This is a genomic window from Comamonas sp. 14P8.1.4, assembly GCF_057799285.1.
The window spans coordinates 1-16,072 of record NZ_JBYOKN010000007.1; the positions used below are offsets into that span (position 1 = coordinate 1).

14 protein-coding genes are annotated in these 16,072 nt (G+C 60.8%); 11 read left to right on the forward strand and 3 right to left on the reverse strand.

Going from position 1 to position 16,072, the window contains the following annotated elements:
* Positions 1-212: 212 nt before the first annotated feature.
* The gene (locus AC27VO_RS11695; RefSeq protein ID WP_488666892.1) at positions 213-860 is read right to left on the reverse strand and encodes a 3-oxoacid CoA-transferase subunit B; all 648 of its coding nucleotides are present in this window, start codon (positions 858-860) and stop codon (positions 213-215) included.
* Positions 861-888: 28 nt separating this feature from the next.
* Positions 889-1,590, reverse strand: coding sequence for a 3-oxoacid CoA-transferase subunit A (locus AC27VO_RS11700; RefSeq protein ID WP_488666893.1), 702 nt, complete (start codon positions 1,588-1,590; stop codon positions 889-891).
* Between the two features lie 91 nt (positions 1,591-1,681).
* Between AC27VO_RS11700 and AC27VO_RS11705 the strand changes: the two genes are divergently transcribed.
* The 4 genes from AC27VO_RS11705 (at position 1,682) to AC27VO_RS11720 (ending at position 9,797) form a co-directional block, all read left to right on the forward strand.
* Complete coding sequence (locus tag AC27VO_RS11705) at positions 1,682-2,539, forward strand: IclR family transcriptional regulator (RefSeq protein ID WP_488666894.1); 858 nt, start codon at positions 1,682-1,684, stop codon at positions 2,537-2,539.
* A 48-nt stretch (positions 2,540-2,587) separates the two neighbouring features.
* Positions 2,588-3,292: a transposase gene (locus AC27VO_RS11710; protein ID WP_488666895.1), complete on the forward strand. Its 705-nt coding sequence runs from the start codon at positions 2,588-2,590 to the stop codon at positions 3,290-3,292.
* Between the two features lie 215 nt (positions 3,293-3,507).
* Positions 3,508-8,241, forward strand: coding sequence for a glutamate synthase-related protein (locus AC27VO_RS11715; RefSeq protein ID WP_488666896.1), 4,734 nt, complete (start codon positions 3,508-3,510; stop codon positions 8,239-8,241).
* An 80-nt stretch (positions 8,242-8,321) separates the two neighbouring features.
* Positions 8,322-9,797, forward strand: coding sequence for a glutamate synthase subunit beta (locus AC27VO_RS11720; RefSeq protein WP_488666897.1), 1,476 nt, complete (start codon positions 8,322-8,324; stop codon positions 9,795-9,797).
* A gap of 203 nt (positions 9,798-10,000) precedes the next feature.
* Here AC27VO_RS11720 and AC27VO_RS11725 read toward each other — a convergent pair whose 3' ends face one another.
* Positions 10,001-10,423 carry a DUF3293 domain-containing protein gene (locus tag AC27VO_RS11725; protein WP_488666898.1) on the reverse strand — a complete coding sequence of 141 codons (423 nt, stop codon included), beginning with the start codon at positions 10,421-10,423 and terminating at the stop codon, positions 10,001-10,003.
* Positions 10,424-10,609: 186 nt separating this feature from the next.
* Between AC27VO_RS11725 and AC27VO_RS11730 the strand changes: the two genes are divergently transcribed.
* The 7 genes from AC27VO_RS11730 to AC27VO_RS11760 all read left to right on the forward strand — a co-directional run bounded on the left by AC27VO_RS11730 (position 10,610) and on the right by AC27VO_RS11760 (position 16,032).
* Positions 10,610-11,413, forward strand: coding sequence for an amino acid ABC transporter substrate-binding protein (locus AC27VO_RS11730; RefSeq protein WP_488666899.1), 804 nt, complete (start codon positions 10,610-10,612; stop codon positions 11,411-11,413).
* Between the two features lie 138 nt (positions 11,414-11,551).
* Positions 11,552-12,205: an amino acid ABC transporter permease gene (locus AC27VO_RS11735; protein ID WP_488666900.1), complete on the forward strand. Its 654-nt coding sequence runs from the start codon at positions 11,552-11,554 to the stop codon at positions 12,203-12,205.
* Positions 12,186-12,962, forward strand: a complete 777-nt coding sequence (locus AC27VO_RS11740; RefSeq protein WP_488666901.1) for an amino acid ABC transporter ATP-binding protein — start codon at positions 12,186-12,188, stop codon at positions 12,960-12,962. The genes AC27VO_RS11735 and AC27VO_RS11740 overlap by 20 nt, the downstream gene beginning before the upstream one ends.
* A gap of 211 nt (positions 12,963-13,173) precedes the next feature.
* Positions 13,174-13,980, forward strand: a complete 807-nt coding sequence (locus AC27VO_RS11745; RefSeq protein ID WP_488666902.1) for an ABC transporter ATP-binding protein — start codon at positions 13,174-13,176, stop codon at positions 13,978-13,980.
* Positions 13,977-14,753 carry a lipid asymmetry maintenance ABC transporter permease subunit MlaE gene (gene mlaE, locus AC27VO_RS11750; RefSeq protein WP_488666903.1) on the forward strand — a complete coding sequence of 259 codons (777 nt, stop codon included), beginning with the start codon at positions 13,977-13,979 and terminating at the stop codon, positions 14,751-14,753. Before AC27VO_RS11745 ends, mlaE begins: the two co-directional genes overlap by 4 nt.
* Positions 14,754-14,779: 26 nt before the next feature.
* Positions 14,780-15,259 carry an outer membrane lipid asymmetry maintenance protein MlaD gene (mlaD, locus tag AC27VO_RS11755; protein WP_488666904.1) on the forward strand — a complete coding sequence of 160 codons (480 nt, stop codon included), beginning with the start codon at positions 14,780-14,782 and terminating at the stop codon, positions 15,257-15,259.
* Positions 15,260-15,282: 23 nt separating this feature from the next.
* Positions 15,283-16,032, forward strand: coding sequence for an MlaA family lipoprotein (locus tag AC27VO_RS11760; RefSeq protein WP_488666905.1), 750 nt, complete (start codon positions 15,283-15,285; stop codon positions 16,030-16,032).
* Positions 16,033-16,072: the final 40 nt, after the last annotated feature.

The window sequence follows — 16,072 nt, forward strand, 5'->3', positions numbered from 1 at the left end:
GGTCGTCCGTGCGGACGCTGGACAGTGCGCCGCCGTAGCGACCAAAGGGGGTGCGGATGGCATCGCAGATGAAGGCTTCGGGGGTGGTGCTCATGGTGTGTGTCTCCGAGTCACGCTTGGCGGGGAGTGCCAAGTTTTAAAAAGAAGAGCTGCTAGCGCTTGCTAGATAAGCGCTAGAGGCTGTTTTTGTATAAATTTCTGGGCGGCAGCAATCAGGCCGTGGCAATTGGCAGGCCGACCATGTCTTGCAGCTCGGCGTGGCTCAAGCCGTCGACCAGGTCGATCAGGCGCAGACCGCTCGGCGTGCATTCCAGCGTGCACAGCTCGGTGTAGATGCGCTTGACGCAGGCCAGGCCCGTCAGCGGGTAGGTGCAGGCTGGGACGACCTTGCACTCACCGGTCTTGGTCATCAAATCCATCATCACCCAGGTGCTCTTGGCGCCCACGGCCAGGTCCATCGCGCCGCCCACGGCGGGGATGGCACCGGCTTCGCCCGTGCTCCAGTTGGCCAGATCGCCCGTGGCCGATACCTGGAAGGCGCCCAGCACGCAGATGTCCAGATGGCCGCCGCGCATCATGGCGAAGCTGTCGGCGTGGTGAAAGTAGCTGCCGCCGGGCAACAAGGTGACGGGCTGCTTGCCCGCGTTGGTCAGGTCGTAGTCTTCCAGACCCGCTGCGGGGGCAGGGCCCATGCCGAGGATGCCGTTTTCCGACTGCAGCACGATCTCGCGGTCGGTGGGAATGTGGTTGGCCACCTTGGTGGGCATGCCAATGCCGAGGTTCACATAGGAACCATCGGGAATGTCTTGGGCAATGCGTTGTGCCAGTTCGTCTTTGGTACGCTTTTGATAGCTGCTCACGCTTATTACTCCTGCGCTTGAACTGTTTTTAGGCAGATTTCTTGAAGCCGCCAGCTTGCGTGGCAACACGTGCAATAGGCACCACCTTGCTCACGTAGATGCCGGGGGTGACGATGGCTTCGGGGCCCAGCTGGCCCAGTTCCACCATTTCGTGCACGGTGGCCACGGTGAATTTGGCTGCGGTGGCCATCACGGGGCCAAAGTTGCGTGCCGACATGCGGTAGGTCAGGTTGCCCCAGCGGTCGCCTTGCTCGGCCTTGATCAGGGCCACGTCGCCGTAGATGGGGTACTCCAGCACGTAGTGCTTGCCGTTGATTTCGCGGGTTTCCTTGCCGTTGGCCAGCTCGGTGCCGTAGGCCGTGGGGCAAAAGAATGCGCCAATGCCAGCGCCGGCAGCGCGCATGCGCTCGGCCAGATTGCCTTGGGGCACCAGCTCCAGCTCGATCTTGCCGCTGCGGTACAGGTCGTCGAACACCCAGCTGTCGACCTGGCGGGGAAAGCTGCAGATGATCTTGCGCACCTGGCCGCTTTTGAGCAGCGCGGCCAGACCGGCGTTGCCGTTGCCCGCGTTGTTGTTGACCACGGTGAGGTCACGCGCGCCATGGGCGATCAGGCCGTCGATCAGTTCAATCGGGTTGCCAGACGTGCCAAAGCCACCGATAAGAACGGTGGCACCATCTTGAATGCCTGACAGCGCTTGCGCGATGCTGTCGGTAATCTTGTTGATCATGTGTTGTTTCCCTGTCGAGCAGATCAGCCAGAGCGGACAGCGCTCTGTTAAAATGTTCGCTTTAAGAACATTTGTTCGCTGAAAGAATTATATGAACGAGAAAAACAAAAAAGCGGCTGTAAAAACCACACTAGGGAAAACCCCTGCCAGTGAAAAAGAGGGGCTGCCATCGGCAGACAACAAGCCTGGCGACAGCTACGTGCAGTCGTTTGCACGTGGTCTGGAGGTGATTCGCTCGTTCAGCAGCGATGCGCCGTCGCAGACCCTCAGCGAAGTGGCCAGCCAAACAGGCCTGACCCGCGCGGGGGCGCGCCGCATTCTGCTGACGCTGCAGACGCTGGGCTATGTGGAGAGCGATGGCAAATACTTTGCGCTGACGCCGCGCATCCTGGATCTGGGCTTTGCCTACCTGAGTTCGCAGCCGCTGTGGAACCTGGCCACGCCGCTGATGGAGACGCTGGCCGAGTCGGTGCAGGAGTCGTGCTCGGCCGGGGTGCTGGATGGGCTGGAGATTGTGTATGTGGCACGTGTGCACACCCACAAAATCATGAGCACCAACCTGAGCGTGGGATCCCGTTTGCCAGCGTTTTGGACATCGATGGGGCGCGTGCTGTTGGCGGGCCTGAGCGAAGAGCGCCTCCAGGCGCTGATGGCCATTCGCCCCCGTGAGGCCTATACACGCCACACGCTGGTGGAAGATGCCGACTTGCTGGCCGCACTGGCACAGGTGCGCCAGCAGGGCTGGGCGCTGATCAACCAGGAGCTGGAGGAGGGCCTGATCTCCATGGCGGCACCGTTGCTCAATGCCCGGGGACAGGTGGTGGCGGCCATCAATGTGTCGGGTCAGGTCAACCGCACGAATGCGCAGGAGATGCAGTCGCGCATCCTGCCGCACCTGCTGCGCACGGCGCAAGGGGTGTCACAGCTGCTGCGCACCGCGCGCCGATAATGGGTGGGCAGGCCGCTGGGCCTGCCACGCAAGCAATCGAACATTCCCATGGCCCGACTTCCCCGTCTGACTTTGCCCGGCATGCCGCACTATGTGGTGCAGCGCGGCAACAACCTGCAAGCCATTTTTATGGATGCGCAGGACTACGCCAGCATGAAAGACCTGCTGCGCGAGATGGGGCGGCGCTTTGGCGTGGACATTCACGCCTTTATCTTGCTGCCCAACCAGATGCAGTTGCTGGTGACGCCGGAGACCGCTGACAGCCTGCCGCAGTTCATGCAGTCGGTGGGGCGCAGCTATGTGCGTACCTTCAACAACCGCCACGGGCGCAGCGGCACGCTGTGGGAAGGGCGCTATCGCGCCACGGTGCTGGAGCCCCAGGCCTGGATGCTGCCCGCCATGGTGGTGCTGGAGAACCAGGCCGTGACCGAAGGGATGAGTGGGCGCGCCGTGGATTACGGCTGGAGCAGTGCGCGCCACAACGCAGGTGCACAAATCGACGGCATGCTGCGCCTGCACCCAGCGTATTGGCGGCTGGGCGACACGCCGTTTTCCCGCGAAGCCGCCTATGCCTTGTTGCTTGACCGTGGTGCCACCGAAGAGGTGGTGGAGGTGGTGCTGGGCGCGGCCCTCAAGGGCTGGGTGTTGGGCGGTGAAAGCTTTGTACAGGGCCTGCAACAGCGCACCGAGCGGCGTTTGTCGCGCCAGAAAGCGGGGCGACCCGTGTCCCAGCTTGGTGAAAAAGCTGAATAAGACGGGTGGTCTCTGGCACCGATTTGGTGCCTGTTGTGAATCTTGATTTTTAAGCGTGTTGTTTTTGTTGGTTTTTTAAATATGTCCCTAATTTATTTTTTGTTTCGTTTTGGTGCATTTAAATTAGTATCTGACCCTAATTAAATTTTCTTGCATAGCTTGATGCCTGGTCGTAATCTCGCACTCCCTGCGATTGATATAAGAGGAAGAGCGCCATGACTACGGCTGCAGAAATTGCACACCTCCAAGAAACCGGCCTGTACGCCAAAAGCAATGAACACGATGCCTGTGGTTTGGGCTTTGTCGCCCACATCAAGGGTGAGAAGCGCCATGACATCGTGCTGGGCGCACTGAAGATCCTCGAAAACATCGACCACCGTGGTGCGGTGGGTGCCGACCCGCTGATGGGTGACGGTGCAGGTATCCTGATTCAGATTCCCGACCAGCTCTACCGCGAAGAGATGGCCAAGCAAGGCGTGGAACTGCCGCCTGCTGGCGAATACGGTGTGGGTATGGTGTTCCTGCCCAAGGAACATGCGTCGCGCCTGGCGTGCGAGCAAGAGATGGAGCGCGCCATCAAGGCCGAAGGCCAGGTGCTGCTGGGCTGGCGCGATGTACCGGTGAACCGCGACATGCCCATGTCGCCCACCGTGCGCGAAAAGGAACCTATCCTGCGCCAGGTGTTCATCGGCCGTGGCAACGATGTGATCGTGCAGGACGCGCTGGAGCGCAAGCTGTACGTGATCCGCAAGACGGCCAGTGCGGCCATCCAGGATCTGGGCCTCAAGCACAGCAAAGAGTATTACGTCCCCAGCATGAGCAGCCGTACCGTGGTGTACAAGGGCTTGCTGCTGGCGGATCAAGTGGGTGTTTACTATCTGGATTTGGCAGACCAGCGCTGCGTATCGGCCATTGGTCTGGTGCACCAGCGCTTCTCCACCAACACCTTCCCTGAGTGGCCACTGGCCCACCCCTACCGCTACGTGGCCCACAACGGTGAAATCAACACCGTGCGTGGTAACTACAACTGGATGGTGGCGCGCGAAGGCGTGATGGCATCGCCCGTGCTGGCGGAAGATCTGCAAAAGCTCTACCCCATCAGCTTTGCCGGCCAGTCCGACACGGCCACCTTCGACAACTGCCTGGAACTGCTGACCATGGCGGGCTACCCTATCAGCCAGGCCGTGATGATGATGATCCCAGAGCCCTGGGAGCAGCACGAATCCATGGACGAGCGCCGCCGCGCCTTCTATGAATACCACGCCGCCATGATGGAGCCCTGGGACGGCCCAGCTTCGCTGGTGTTCACCGATGGCCGCCAGATCGGTGCCACGCTGGACCGCAACGGCCTGCGCCCTTCGCGCTATGTGGTGACCGAAGATGACATGGTGATCCTGGCTTCCGAAGCCGGTGTGTTGCCCGTGCCAGACAGCAAGATCGTGCGCAAGTGGCGCCTGCAGCCCGGCAAGATGCTGCTGATCGACCTGGAACAAGGTCGCATGATTGAAGACGATGAGCTCAAGGCCAACATCGTCAATACCAAGCCTTACAAGCAGTGGATTGAAAACCTGCGCATCAAGCTTGACCAGGTGGAAGTGCCCGCCGACTTCGTCGCGCCTGCCAAGTCCGAGCTGAGCCTGTTGCAGCGTCAGCAAGCCTTTGGGTTCACCCAGGAAGACATCAAGTTCCTGCTGGCGCCCATGGCCAAGAACGGTGAAGAAGGCGTGGGCTCCATGGGCAACGACAGCCCATTGGCTGTACTGTCCAGCAAGAACAAGCCGCTGTACAACTACTTCCGCCAGATGTTCGCGCAGGTGACCAACCCGCCGATCGACCCCATCCGCGAAGCCATCGTGATGTCGCTGGTGTCCTTTGTGGGCCCCAAGCCCAACCTGCTGGACATCAACCAGGTCAATCCACCGATGCGCCTGGAACTGCACCAGCCTATCCTCGACTTCGAGGGCATGGCCAAGCTGCGCGAGATCGAAAAGCACACGCACGGCAAGTTCAAGAGCGCGACCATAGACATCACTTACCCGCTGAGCTGGGGCCGTGAGGGCGTGGAAGCCAAGCTGGCTTCGCTGTGTGCCCATGCGGTGGATGAGATCAAGGGCGGCGCCAACATCCTGATCATCAGCGACCGCAATGTGTCGGCCACCCAGGTTGCGATTCCTGCGCTGTTGGCGCTGTCGGCCATTCACCAGCACCTGGTGCGTGAAGGCCTGCGCACCACCACCGGTCTGGTGGTGGAGACGGGCACCGCCCGTGAAATCCACCACTTTGCCGTGCTGGCAGGTTACGGCGCAGAAGCCGTGCACCCCTACTTGGCCATGGAAACATTGGCCGAGATGCACCAAGAGCTGGGTGACGATCTGTCGGCAGACAAGGCCATCTACCACTACGTCAAGGCGATTGGTAAGGGCCTGTCCAAGATCATGTCCAAGATGGGCGTGTCGACTTACATGTCCTACTGCGGCGCGCAGCTGTTTGAAGCCGTGGGCCTGAACACCGCCACCGTGGACAAGTACTTCACCGGCACCGCCAGCCGCGTGGAAGGTATCGGCGTGTTCGAGATCGCCGAAGAAACCATCCGCAACCACGTGGCCGCCTTCAGCGCCGACCCGCTGCTGGAAACCATGCTGGAAACCGGCGGTGAATACGCCTGGCGCGCCCGTGGTGAAGAGCACATGTGGACGCCCGATGCGATTGCCAAGCTGCAGCACTCGACCCGTTCGAACAACTTCAGCACCTACAAGGAATATGCCCAGCTGATCAATGATCAGACCAAGCGCCACATGACGCTGCGCGGCCTGTTCGAGTTCAAGTGCGACCCCTCAACCGCGATTGCCGTGGACGAAGTGGAATCGGCTGCCGAGATCGTCAAGCGTTTCGCCACGGGTGCGATGTCGCTGGGCTCGATCTCCACCGAAGCTCACGCTACCTTGGCCGTGGCCATGAACCGCATTGGCGGCAAGAGCAACACCGGCGAAGGTGGTGAAGATCCCAAGCGCTACCGCAATGAATTGAAAGGCATCCCGATCAAGCAGGGCGAATCGCTGGCATCCATCATCGGCAAGGAGCAGGTCGAATCCGATATCGAACTGCGTGACGGTGACAGCCTGCGCTCCAAGATCAAGCAAGTGGCTTCGGGGCGCTTCGGTGTGACTGCCGAGTACCTGGTGTCGTCCGATCAGATCCAGATCAAGATGGCCCAAGGTGCCAAGCCCGGTGAAGGCGGTCAGCTGCCTGGCGGCAAGGTGTCCGAGTACATCGGTATGCAGCGTTACTCGGTGCCGGGTGTGGGCCTGATTTCGCCACCTCCCCACCACGATATCTATTCGATCGAGGACTTGGCCCAGCTGATTCACGATCTGAAGAACGTGGCGCCGCACGCTGACATTTCTGTGAAGCTGGTGTCTGAAGTCGGCGTGGGCACGATTGCCGCAGGTGTAGCCAAGTGCAAGAGCGACCACGTGGTGATCGCCGGTCACGACGGCGGCACGGGCGCATCGCCCCTGTCGTCCATCAAGCATGCCGGTGGCCCATGGGAAATCGGCCTGGCTGAAACCCAGCAAACCCTGGTGCTGAACCGCCTGCGCGGTCGTATCCGTGTGCAGGCCGATGGCCAGATGAAGACCGGCCGCGACGTGGTCATCGGTGCCCTGCTGGGTGCCGATGAATTCGGCTTCGCCACTGCACCGCTGGTGGTCGAAGGCTGCATCATGATGCGCAAGTGCCACCTGAACACCTGCCCTGTGGGCGTGGCTACGCAAGACCCCGTCTTGCGCGCCAAGTTCACCGGCAAGCCTGAACACGTGGTGAACTACTTCTTCTTCATCGCCGAAGAAGTGCGCCAGATCATGGCCCAGCTGGGTATCCGCAAGTTTGACGAGCTGGTGGGCCGTACCGATCTGCTCGACACCCGCAAGGGCGTGGAACACTGGAAGGCCCAGGGTCTGGACTTCAGCCGTCTGTTTGCCATCCCTGCCGTGCCTGCCGATGTGCCCCGCTTCCATGTGGCCTCGCAAGACCACTTGCTGGACAAGGCGCTGGATGTGAAGCTGATTGAGCGCTGCCAACCCGCCATCCAAAATGGCGAGAAGGTGCGCATCATGGAAGTGGCCAAGAACGTGAACCGCTCCGTCGGTGCCATGTTGTCGGGCGCGGTCACCAAGGTGCACCCCGAAGGTTTGCCGGATGACTCCATTCGCATCCACTTCGAAGGTACAGGTGGCCAGTCTTTCGGCGCCTTCCTGTGCAAGGGCATCACACTGAACATCACCGGTGAAGCCAATGACTACACCGGCAAGGGCCTGTCGGGTGGTCGCGTGATCGTGCGCCCCAGCCATGAGTTCCGTGGCGTGTCGACGGCCAACACCATCGTGGGTAACACCGTGATGTTTGGTGCGACCCGTGGCGAGGCCTTCTTCTCTGGCGTGGCGGGCGAGCGTTTTGCCGTGCGCCTGTCGGGTGCCACGGCAGTGGTGGAAGGCGTGGGTGACCACGGCTGCGAATACATGACCGGCGGTACCGTGGTGGTGCTGGGCAAGACAGGCCGCAACTTCGCGGCCGGTATGAGCGGCGGCGTGGCCTATGTGTACGACGAAGACGGCCAGTTCGCCCAGCGTTGCAACACCGCCAGCGTGAAGTTGGACAAGGTGCTGCCCCATGAAGAGTTCACCGCCAGCGTGGCGCGTGGCATCTGGCACAACGACCAAAGCGACGACCAGCAGCTGCGTGCACTGGTGGAAGCCCATAGCCGTTGGACCGGATCGCAGCGTGCCCGCGATCTGCTGGACAACTGGGGTGCAGCCCGTGCCAAGTTCGTGAAGGTGTTCCCGACCGAGTACCAGCGTGCACTCGGCGAGATCTATGAACGCAAACAAAAGGAAACGCAAGCAGCGAAAGCGCCAGCAGCTCCTCAAAAAGAAGCAGTAGCCGCGAAGTAATCACAGCCTGAAGCGGTGGCGCAGGCCCAGCCCGCCACCGCACTGCTCTTAAGCGAACACAGATTGAAGGAATAGACATCATGGGAAAGACCACCGGTTTTCTGGAATACGAACGCATTGAAGAAGGCTACCTGCCCGTGGCCGAGCGCGTGAAGAACTACAAAGAGTTCGTCATCGCCCTGACCCCCGAGCAAGCCAAGATTCAAGGTGCGCGCTGCATGGACTGCGGCACCCCTTTCTGCAACAACGGTTGCCCCATCAACAACGTGATCCCAGACTTCAATGATCTGGTGTACCGCGGTGACTGGGCCAACGCCATCAAGGTGCTGCACAGCACCAACAACTTCCCCGAGTTCACCGGCCGCATCTGCCCCGCACCGTGCGAGGCCGCCTGCGTGGTGAACATCAACAATGACCCCATCGGCATCAAGTCGATCGAGCACGCCATCATCGACCGCGCCTGGGAAGAAGGCTGGGTCAAGCCGCAACTGCCCAAGACGCAGACGGGCAAGAAGGTGGCCGTGGTCGGCGCTGGCCCTGCAGGTTTGGCCGCGGCCCAGCAGCTGGTGCGTGCGGGCCACGACGTGACCTTGTTCGAAAAGAACGACCAAGTCGGCGGCCTGCTGCGCTACGGCATTCCCGACTTCAAGCTGGACAAGGCCAACATCGACCGCCGTGTCGAGCAGATGGTGGCCGAAGGCCTGAAGATCCGCACCGGCGTGCTGGTGGCGGGCAAAGACGGTTTGGGCAAAGACAGCAAGGTGACCAACTGGGCCACCGAAACCATTGCCCCTGAAACCTTGATGGCCGAGTTTGATGCCGTGCTGCTGACCGGCGGTGCTGAGCAGTCGCGTGACCTGCCTGTGCCCGGCCGCGATTTGAAGGGCGTGCACTTTGCGATGGAGTTCCTGCCCCAGCAAAACAAGGTGACGCGCGATGGCAAGCTCAAGGGCCAGATTCGCGCCGACGGCAAGCACGTGGTGGTGATTGGCGGTGGCGACACCGGCTCTGACTGCGTGGGTACATCGAACCGCCATGGCGCTGTGAGCGTGACGCAGCTCGAGCTGATGCCCATGCCGCCCGAGCAAGAGAACAAGCCGCTGGTGTGGCCTTACTGGCCGCTGAAGCTGCGTACCAGCTCCAGCCACAACGAAGGTTGCGAGCGTGAGTTCGCCATTGGCACCAAGGAATTCATTGGTGAAAAGGGCCAACTGACCGCGGTGAAGACCGTGCGTCTGGAGTGGAAGGATGGCAAGATGACCGAAGTTCCAGGCTCTGAGCAGATCATCAAGGCCGACTTGGTGTTCCTGGCCATGGGCTTTGTCTCCCCCGTGCAAACCGTGCTGGACGCCTTTGGCGTGGACAAAGACCAGCGTGGCAACGCCAAGGCAACAACCGAAGCCGAAGGTGGCTACGCCACCAGCGTGCCCAAGTTGTTTGCGGCCGGTGACGTGCGCCGTGGCCAGTCGCTGGTGGTCTGGGCCATCCGCGAAGGCCGCCAGGCTGCACGTGCGGTGGACGAGTTCCTGATGGGCGCGACCACGCTGCCCCGTTAAGCCGCAGGCGGGGTTGGCCCCGAGCGCACCAGACAAGGGCACCTGAGGGTGCCCTTTTTTATGTCTGGGTGGATGTGGTTATCAGAAAAAGGAGCGGCTAGCACCCGTGTTTTCTGCAATTTGGATGCTTTATCCAGTGAAATCCAAGAAAAACGCGCGCAAGCAGCTCTCTTTTTAGGTGCTAAAGCGGGTGAGGCGCCGCTTTAGCGCAGTAGTAGCAAGCGCGGCACCATGTCTGGGCCGCAGTGCACCACGGCGTTCTGGTTCCATTGCTGGCCCCAGGCGCGGGCGGTGGCTTCGCTCATGCCCCAGACCAGCACGCTGTCTTCGCCGGGCCAGTCACCGCTGGTGTCGTGGCCACGGCCGTCTAGCCAGGCCCAGCCGGCACGCTGCAGGGCCTCGCGCAGCTGGGCCATGCGGCGTTCGTTCAGGTGATCGGGCAGTAATTCTCCCAGGGGGTTGCAGGCGGTCAGGTAGCTGGCGCACTGCACGGCGTGGCGCTGGTAGTGGCTGGCCAGCACGGGCTGGCGCTGGTCCAGCTGTAAATACCAGTCGCAGTGGTGAAGGCGGTACTGGGTGGCATGGTAGGCCTGCAGCAGCGGGGCGGGAAGAACGGTGGCAGCCATGGGCAAGTGTGTCGAAATTGCGCAGGCATGTGGTTTGCATGCGTGGTTATGGCCCAGACCGGTAGCAACCTAGGCTTGTCTGGGTGACAATAACGGATTCGGCCATCGCGGCATACAGGGATTCGGGTTTACACGGAGCCCCTGTTTTGCTGGCCCATTCGGTTTTTCCTCCTCAACTTTGAAGCCATGAAAAAACGTACCCTTCTTGCATCGTTGGCCCTGACTGCCATCCTCGCTGCTTGCGGCAAGTCTGAACCTGCTGCGCCTGCCGCAGCGCCTGCTGCCCCCGCTCCAGCGGCAGTGACCAAGATCGTGGTTGGTCTGGATGACAACTTCCCTCCCATGGGTTTCCGCGACGAGAAGAACGAGCTGGTGGGCTTTGACATCGACATGGCCAAGGAAGCTACCAAGCGCCTGGGCATGGAAGTGGAATTCAAGCCCATCGACTGGAGCGCCAAGGAAGCCGAGCTGAACGGCAAGCGCATTGATGTGCTGTGGAACGGCCTGACCATCCTGGAATCGCGCAAGCAGCACATTGCCTTCACCGATCCCTACATGGCCAACCGCCAGATCATCATTGTGAAGACGGGCTCCGACATCAAGGACAAGGCGGGTCTGGCTGGCAAGGTGGTGGGCGTGCAAGAGTCGTCTTCCGCTGTGGATGCGATGAAGAAGGAAGAAGAAGTCTTCAAGTCTTTCAAGGAATTCAAGCAGTTTGGTGACAACATCACTGCCCTGATGGATCTGGAAACAGGCCGTCTGGACGCTGTGGTGGTAGACGAGGTCGTTGGCCGCTTCCACGTGGCCAAGAAGGCTGACACTTACACCGTGCTGGAAGACAACTTCGGCACCGAAGACTACGGCGTGGGCTTCCGCAAGGACGACACCGAGCTGCTGGGCAAGGTGAACCAAGCCCTCAAGGACATGAAGGCCGATGGCGCCGCTGCCGAAATTTCCAAGAAATGGTTCGGTGAAAACATTGTCAAGTAAGCTTCGCGCTTGACCACACACCGGCGTGGCCCGCCTTGGCCACGCCGGTGTTTTTTGTTGGCACCCCTTTTCGGGGTGCAGCGGGGCACCTCTTTGTGCCAGCGACACCCGCCAAGCGGTCGCGCTGAAGGCTTTTCCATGGATTACGTTATTTCCCTATTGGGGCCACTGTCGCAAGGCGCGATGGTGACGCTCAAGCTGTTCGCCATCACGCTGGTGCTGTCCATTCCGCTGGGCCTGGTGCTGGCGCTGGTGCGCCTGTCCCGCTTTGCCGGGTTGCGTGCGCTGGTGGGCGGCTACATCTGGCTGATGCGCGGCACGCCGCTGATGCTGCAGATGCTGTTCATCTACTTTGCGCTGCCGTTTGTGCCCGTGATCGGTATTCGTTTTGACGACTACCCCGCCGCCATCGTGGCGTTCACGCTGAACTACGCGGCGTACTTTGCCGAAATTTTCCGTGCGGGCATCCAGTCGATCGACCGGGGCCAGTACGAAGGTGCCAAGGTGCTGGGCCTGAGCTATGGCCAGACCATGCGCCGCATCGTCATTCCCCAGGTGTGGCCGCGCATTTTGCCGCCGCTGTCCAATGAGACGATCACCCTGGTCAAGGACACCTCGCTGATTTATGTGCTGGCCCTCAATGACCTGCTGCGCGCCGCGCGCGGCATTGTCCAGCGCGACTTCACGACCACGCCGTTCATCGTGGCCGCTGCTTTCTATCTCGTGATGACCTTGGTGTTGACCTGGGGCTTCCAGTACCTGGAGAAGCGTTATGCCAAGTACGACGCCTGATGTAATGATTTCCGCACAGGCCATTCACAAGGCCTTTGGCGGCAATGAAGTGCTGCGCGGGGTTTCGCTGGATCTGAAGCGTGGCGAAGTGGTGGCCGTGATTGGCCCCTCGGGCTCGGGCAAGAGCACGTTTTTGCGCTGCCTGAACCACCTGGAGACCATTGACCGCGGCACCATCCTGATCGAAGGCGAGCCCTTGGCCCGCTCCGCAGGTGAGGGCAAGGCGCACTACGTGGCGGAGCCCGAAATTCGCCGCATCGGCCGCAAGATGGGCATGGTGTTCCAGAGCTTCAACCTGTTCCCGCACCTGACGGTGCTGGAGAACATCATTGAGGCGCCCATGCTGGTCAAGAAGATGAAGCGCGATGAGATCGTGCCCAAGGCGGAGGCGCTGCTCCAGAAAGTCGGTCTGCTGGAAAAGCGTGACGCTTATCCCAACCGCCTGTCGGGCGGCCAGAAGCAACGCGTGGCGATTGCCCGTGCACTGGCCATGGACCCGGACATCATGCTCTTCGATGAGCCCACCTCTGCTCTGGACCCTGAGCTGACCGGTGAAGTGCTGCGCACCATGCGTGAGCTGGCCGAAGACCGCATGACCATGCTGGTGGTGACCCACGAGATGGGTTTTGCCCGCGAAGTCGCCAACCGTGTGATCTTCATGGATGGGGGCTACATCGTTGAACAGAATGGGGCCGAAGCCTTTTTTGCCAGTCCGCAACACGAGCGGACGAAAGCCTTCTTGCAGAATATGTTGTAAAAAAACTGCAGCCGAGGCTGCAGTTTTTTTATGTGAAATTGGCTTTAAACCACGCAGCAGCAAGCGCTGTTAGCTATGGTTTATATTTTTTTCTGGGTGTTTCTTGCGTTTGGAAACATACGTTGATGTATGTGTGTCATGTTGGAAACTCCGTGTGACGGACGGCTTGTCTGCACAATATCGCTTTCCCTATTTTTGAAATTTGCATCGCATGAGTAATCCTGCCCCTTTAGTGGAGCTGCGCAACGTCACCTTTGGCTATGGTGATCGCACCATCCTGCGCGATGTCTCCCTGCAGGTGCCGCGCGGCAAAGTGACAGCGCTGATGGGTGCCTCCGGTGGCGGCAAGACCACCGTGCTGCGCCTGATCGGCGGGCAGAACAAGGCCCAGCAAGGCCAGGTGCTGCTGGACGGGCAGGATGTGGGCGCCGCCGATGCCCGGCAGCTGTACGCCATGCGCCGCCGCATGGGCATGCTGTTTCAGTTTGGCGCCTTGTTCACCGACATGAGCGTGCTGGACAACGTGGCCTTCCCGCTGCGCGAGCACACCCAGCTGCCCGAAGACATGGTGCGCGACATCGTGCTCATGAAGCTGCATGCCGTGGGCCTGCGTGGGGCGCGGGATTTGATGCCCAGCGAAATCTCTGGCGGTATGGCCCGGCGCGTGGCGCTGGCCCGCGCCATTGCGCTGGACCCCGAACTCATCATGTATGACGAGCCGTTTGCAGGCTTGGACCCGATTTCCCTGGGCACCGCAGCGCGGCTGATCCGTACACTCAACGATGCCCTCGGGTTGACCAGTATTTTGGTCTCCCACGATCTGGAAGAAACCTTCCATGTGGCCGACCACGTAGTGATTTTGGGCGCAGGCGGGATTGCCGCCCAGGGCACGCCCGATGCTGTGCGTGCCAACCCTGACCCGCTGGTGCAGCAGTTCATTCATGCGCGCCCCAATGGGCCCGTGCCTTTCCACTACCCGGCACCGAGCCTGGAACAAGACTTTGGAGGTCGCGCATGAAGGCGCTGGCGACATTGGGGCTGGGTGTGCGCCAGCAACTGGTGGCACTGGGCTTGTCGGCCCAGTTGTTTGTCCGTCTGCTGGGCATGCTGCCTGCGACGCTGCGGCGCTTTCGCCTGCTGGGCGATCAGATTCACTTTCTGGGCAACTACTCGCTGGCCATCATTGCGGTCTCGGGCCTGTTTGTTGGCTTTGTGCTGGGGCTGCAGGGCTATTACACCTTGCAGCGCTATGGCTCGGCCGAGGCGCTGGGGCTGCTGGTCGCGCTGTCTTTGCTGCGCGAGCTGGGGCCGGTGGTCACCGCCTTGCTGTTTGCCGGCCGTGCAGGCACGGCATTGACCGCCGAAATTGGCCTGATGAAGGCGGGGGAGCAACTGTCGGCCATGGAGATGATGGCGGTCGACCCTGTCAAACGCATTCTGGCGCCCCGTTTTTGGGCCGGTATTGTGACCATGCCGCTGCTGGCGGCCGTGTTCTCGGCGGTCGGCGTCATCGGCGGCTGGCTGGTGGGCGTGGTGATGATCGGGGTGGATGGCGGGGCCTTCTGGGGCCAGATGCAATCCGGTGTGGACTGGTGGTATGACCTGGGCAATGGCGTGATCAAGAGCGTGGTGTTTGGTGTAGCAGTCACCTTTGTGGCGCTGTACCAGGGCTATATGGCCAAGCCGACACCCGAGGGTGTCTCCCGTGCCACGACACGGACCGTGGTGGTGGCCTCGCTGGCGGTGCTGGCGCTGGACTTCTTGCTCACCGCTTCGATGTTCAGCATCTGAAGCGCAAAGATTGATAAGGATTAGTTATGCAGGCATCTAAAAACGACGTATGGGTCGGCCTCTTTGTGTTGGTTGGCGCGCTGGCGCTGGCGTTTCTGGCCTTGCAGTCGGCCAATTTGCTGAGCCTGAGCTTTCAGGAAAGCTACAAGGTCACTGCACGTTTTGACAATATCGGGGGCTTGAAGCCCAAAGCCGCGGTGAAAAGCGCGGGGGTGGTGGTGGGGCGCGTCGAAGCCATCACGTTTGATGACAAGACGTTTCAGGCCACCGTACACATGGCGATGGAAAAACGCTACGGCTTTCCCAAGGACAGCTCGCTGAAAATTCTGACCAGTGGCTTGCTGGGTGACCAGTACGTGGGCATTGAGGCTGGTGCCGATGACGCGAACCTGGCGGAGGGCGATCGCATCACGGCGACACAGTCGGCCGTGGTGCTGGAAAATCTGATTGGGCAGTTCCTCTACAGCAAGGCGGAAGAAGGCGGCGCCGACGGGGCAGCGAAATAACAACGAATAAGAAAGGCATCACGATGAGCAAGAATTCAAGGACCGTGTCGGTGCGCATGCGCCAGGCCGGTGTGGCAGGTGTGTTGGGCATGGCTGCGGTGCTGGCGGGTTGCGCGTCCACCCAGGCGAGCCACCCGCAAGACCCCTACGAGGGCTACAACCGCTCCATGACCAAGTTCAACGACGCGGTCGATGAGGCAGTGTTCAAGCCGGTGGCCACGGCCTACCAGACGGTGACGCCTTCGCCCGTGCGCACGGCGGTGAGCAATTTCTTCACCAACCTGGGTGATCTGTGGTCGATGGTGAACCATGTGCTGCAAGGCAATGGCGAGCAGACCTACAACCACATGGTGCGCTTCACCACGAATACCGTTTTGGGCCTGGGCGGCTTGCTGGATATTGCGACCGAGATGCAAGTGCCTCGTAACAAGCAAGATTTTGGCCTGACCCTGGGGAGTTGGGGCGTGAAGCCCGGCCCATACCTGGTTCTGCCGTTGCTGGGCCCTTCCACGGTGCGTGATACGGTAGCTCTGCCGGTGGACTGGCAAGGCTATGTGCTGGCGGACTTGCGTCCCGTCTCGCACCGCAACAGCCTGGCGGGCTTGAGCCTTGTGAGCAAACGTGCCAGCTTGCTCAATGCCTCGGACACGCTGGATGCTGCCGCACTGGATCGCTATGCGCTGATGCGGGATTTCTATTTGAAACAGCGCGATGCAGCCGGACAGCCACACAATGACGACAACGCAGGTCGCGTCGAAAGCTACGACGACTGAGCGTGTATGTGCAGGGCGTAGTCCCTGCCGAGAAAGGAAT

Bases quoted from the DNA above. Each gene is read 5' to 3' on its own strand.
- AC27VO_RS11740 (WP_488666901.1), top strand. From the start codon at position 12,186: ATGCCAAGTACGACGCCTGATGTAATGATTTCCGCACAGGCCATTCAC.
- mlaD (WP_488666904.1), top strand. From the start codon at position 14,780: ATGCAGGCATCTAAAAACGACGTATGGGTCGGCCTCTTTGTGTTGGTT.
- AC27VO_RS11710 (WP_488666895.1), top strand. From the start codon at position 2,588: ATGGCCCGACTTCCCCGTCTGACTTTGCCCGGCATGCCGCACTATGTG.
- AC27VO_RS11735 (WP_488666900.1), top strand. From the start codon at position 11,552: ATGGATTACGTTATTTCCCTATTGGGGCCACTGTCGCAAGGCGCGATG.
- AC27VO_RS11725 (WP_488666898.1), bottom strand. From the start codon at position 10,423: ATGGCTGCCACCGTTCTTCCCGCCCCGCTGCTGCAGGCCTACCATGCC.
- AC27VO_RS11730 (WP_488666899.1), top strand. From the start codon at position 10,610: ATGAAAAAACGTACCCTTCTTGCATCGTTGGCCCTGACTGCCATCCTC.
- AC27VO_RS11705 (WP_488666894.1), top strand. From the start codon at position 1,682: ATGAACGAGAAAAACAAAAAAGCGGCTGTAAAAACCACACTAGGGAAA.
- AC27VO_RS11720 (WP_488666897.1), top strand. From the start codon at position 8,322: ATGGGAAAGACCACCGGTTTTCTGGAATACGAACGCATTGAAGAAGGC.
- AC27VO_RS11745 (WP_488666902.1), top strand. From the start codon at position 13,174: ATGAGTAATCCTGCCCCTTTAGTGGAGCTGCGCAACGTCACCTTTGGC.
- AC27VO_RS11760 (WP_488666905.1), top strand. From the start codon at position 15,283: ATGAGCAAGAATTCAAGGACCGTGTCGGTGCGCATGCGCCAGGCCGGT.
- AC27VO_RS11700 (WP_488666893.1), bottom strand. From the start codon at position 1,590: ATGATCAACAAGATTACCGACAGCATCGCGCAAGCGCTGTCAGGCATT.
- AC27VO_RS11715 (WP_488666896.1), top strand. From the start codon at position 3,508: ATGACTACGGCTGCAGAAATTGCACACCTCCAAGAAACCGGCCTGTAC.
- mlaE (WP_488666903.1), top strand. From the start codon at position 13,977: ATGAAGGCGCTGGCGACATTGGGGCTGGGTGTGCGCCAGCAACTGGTG.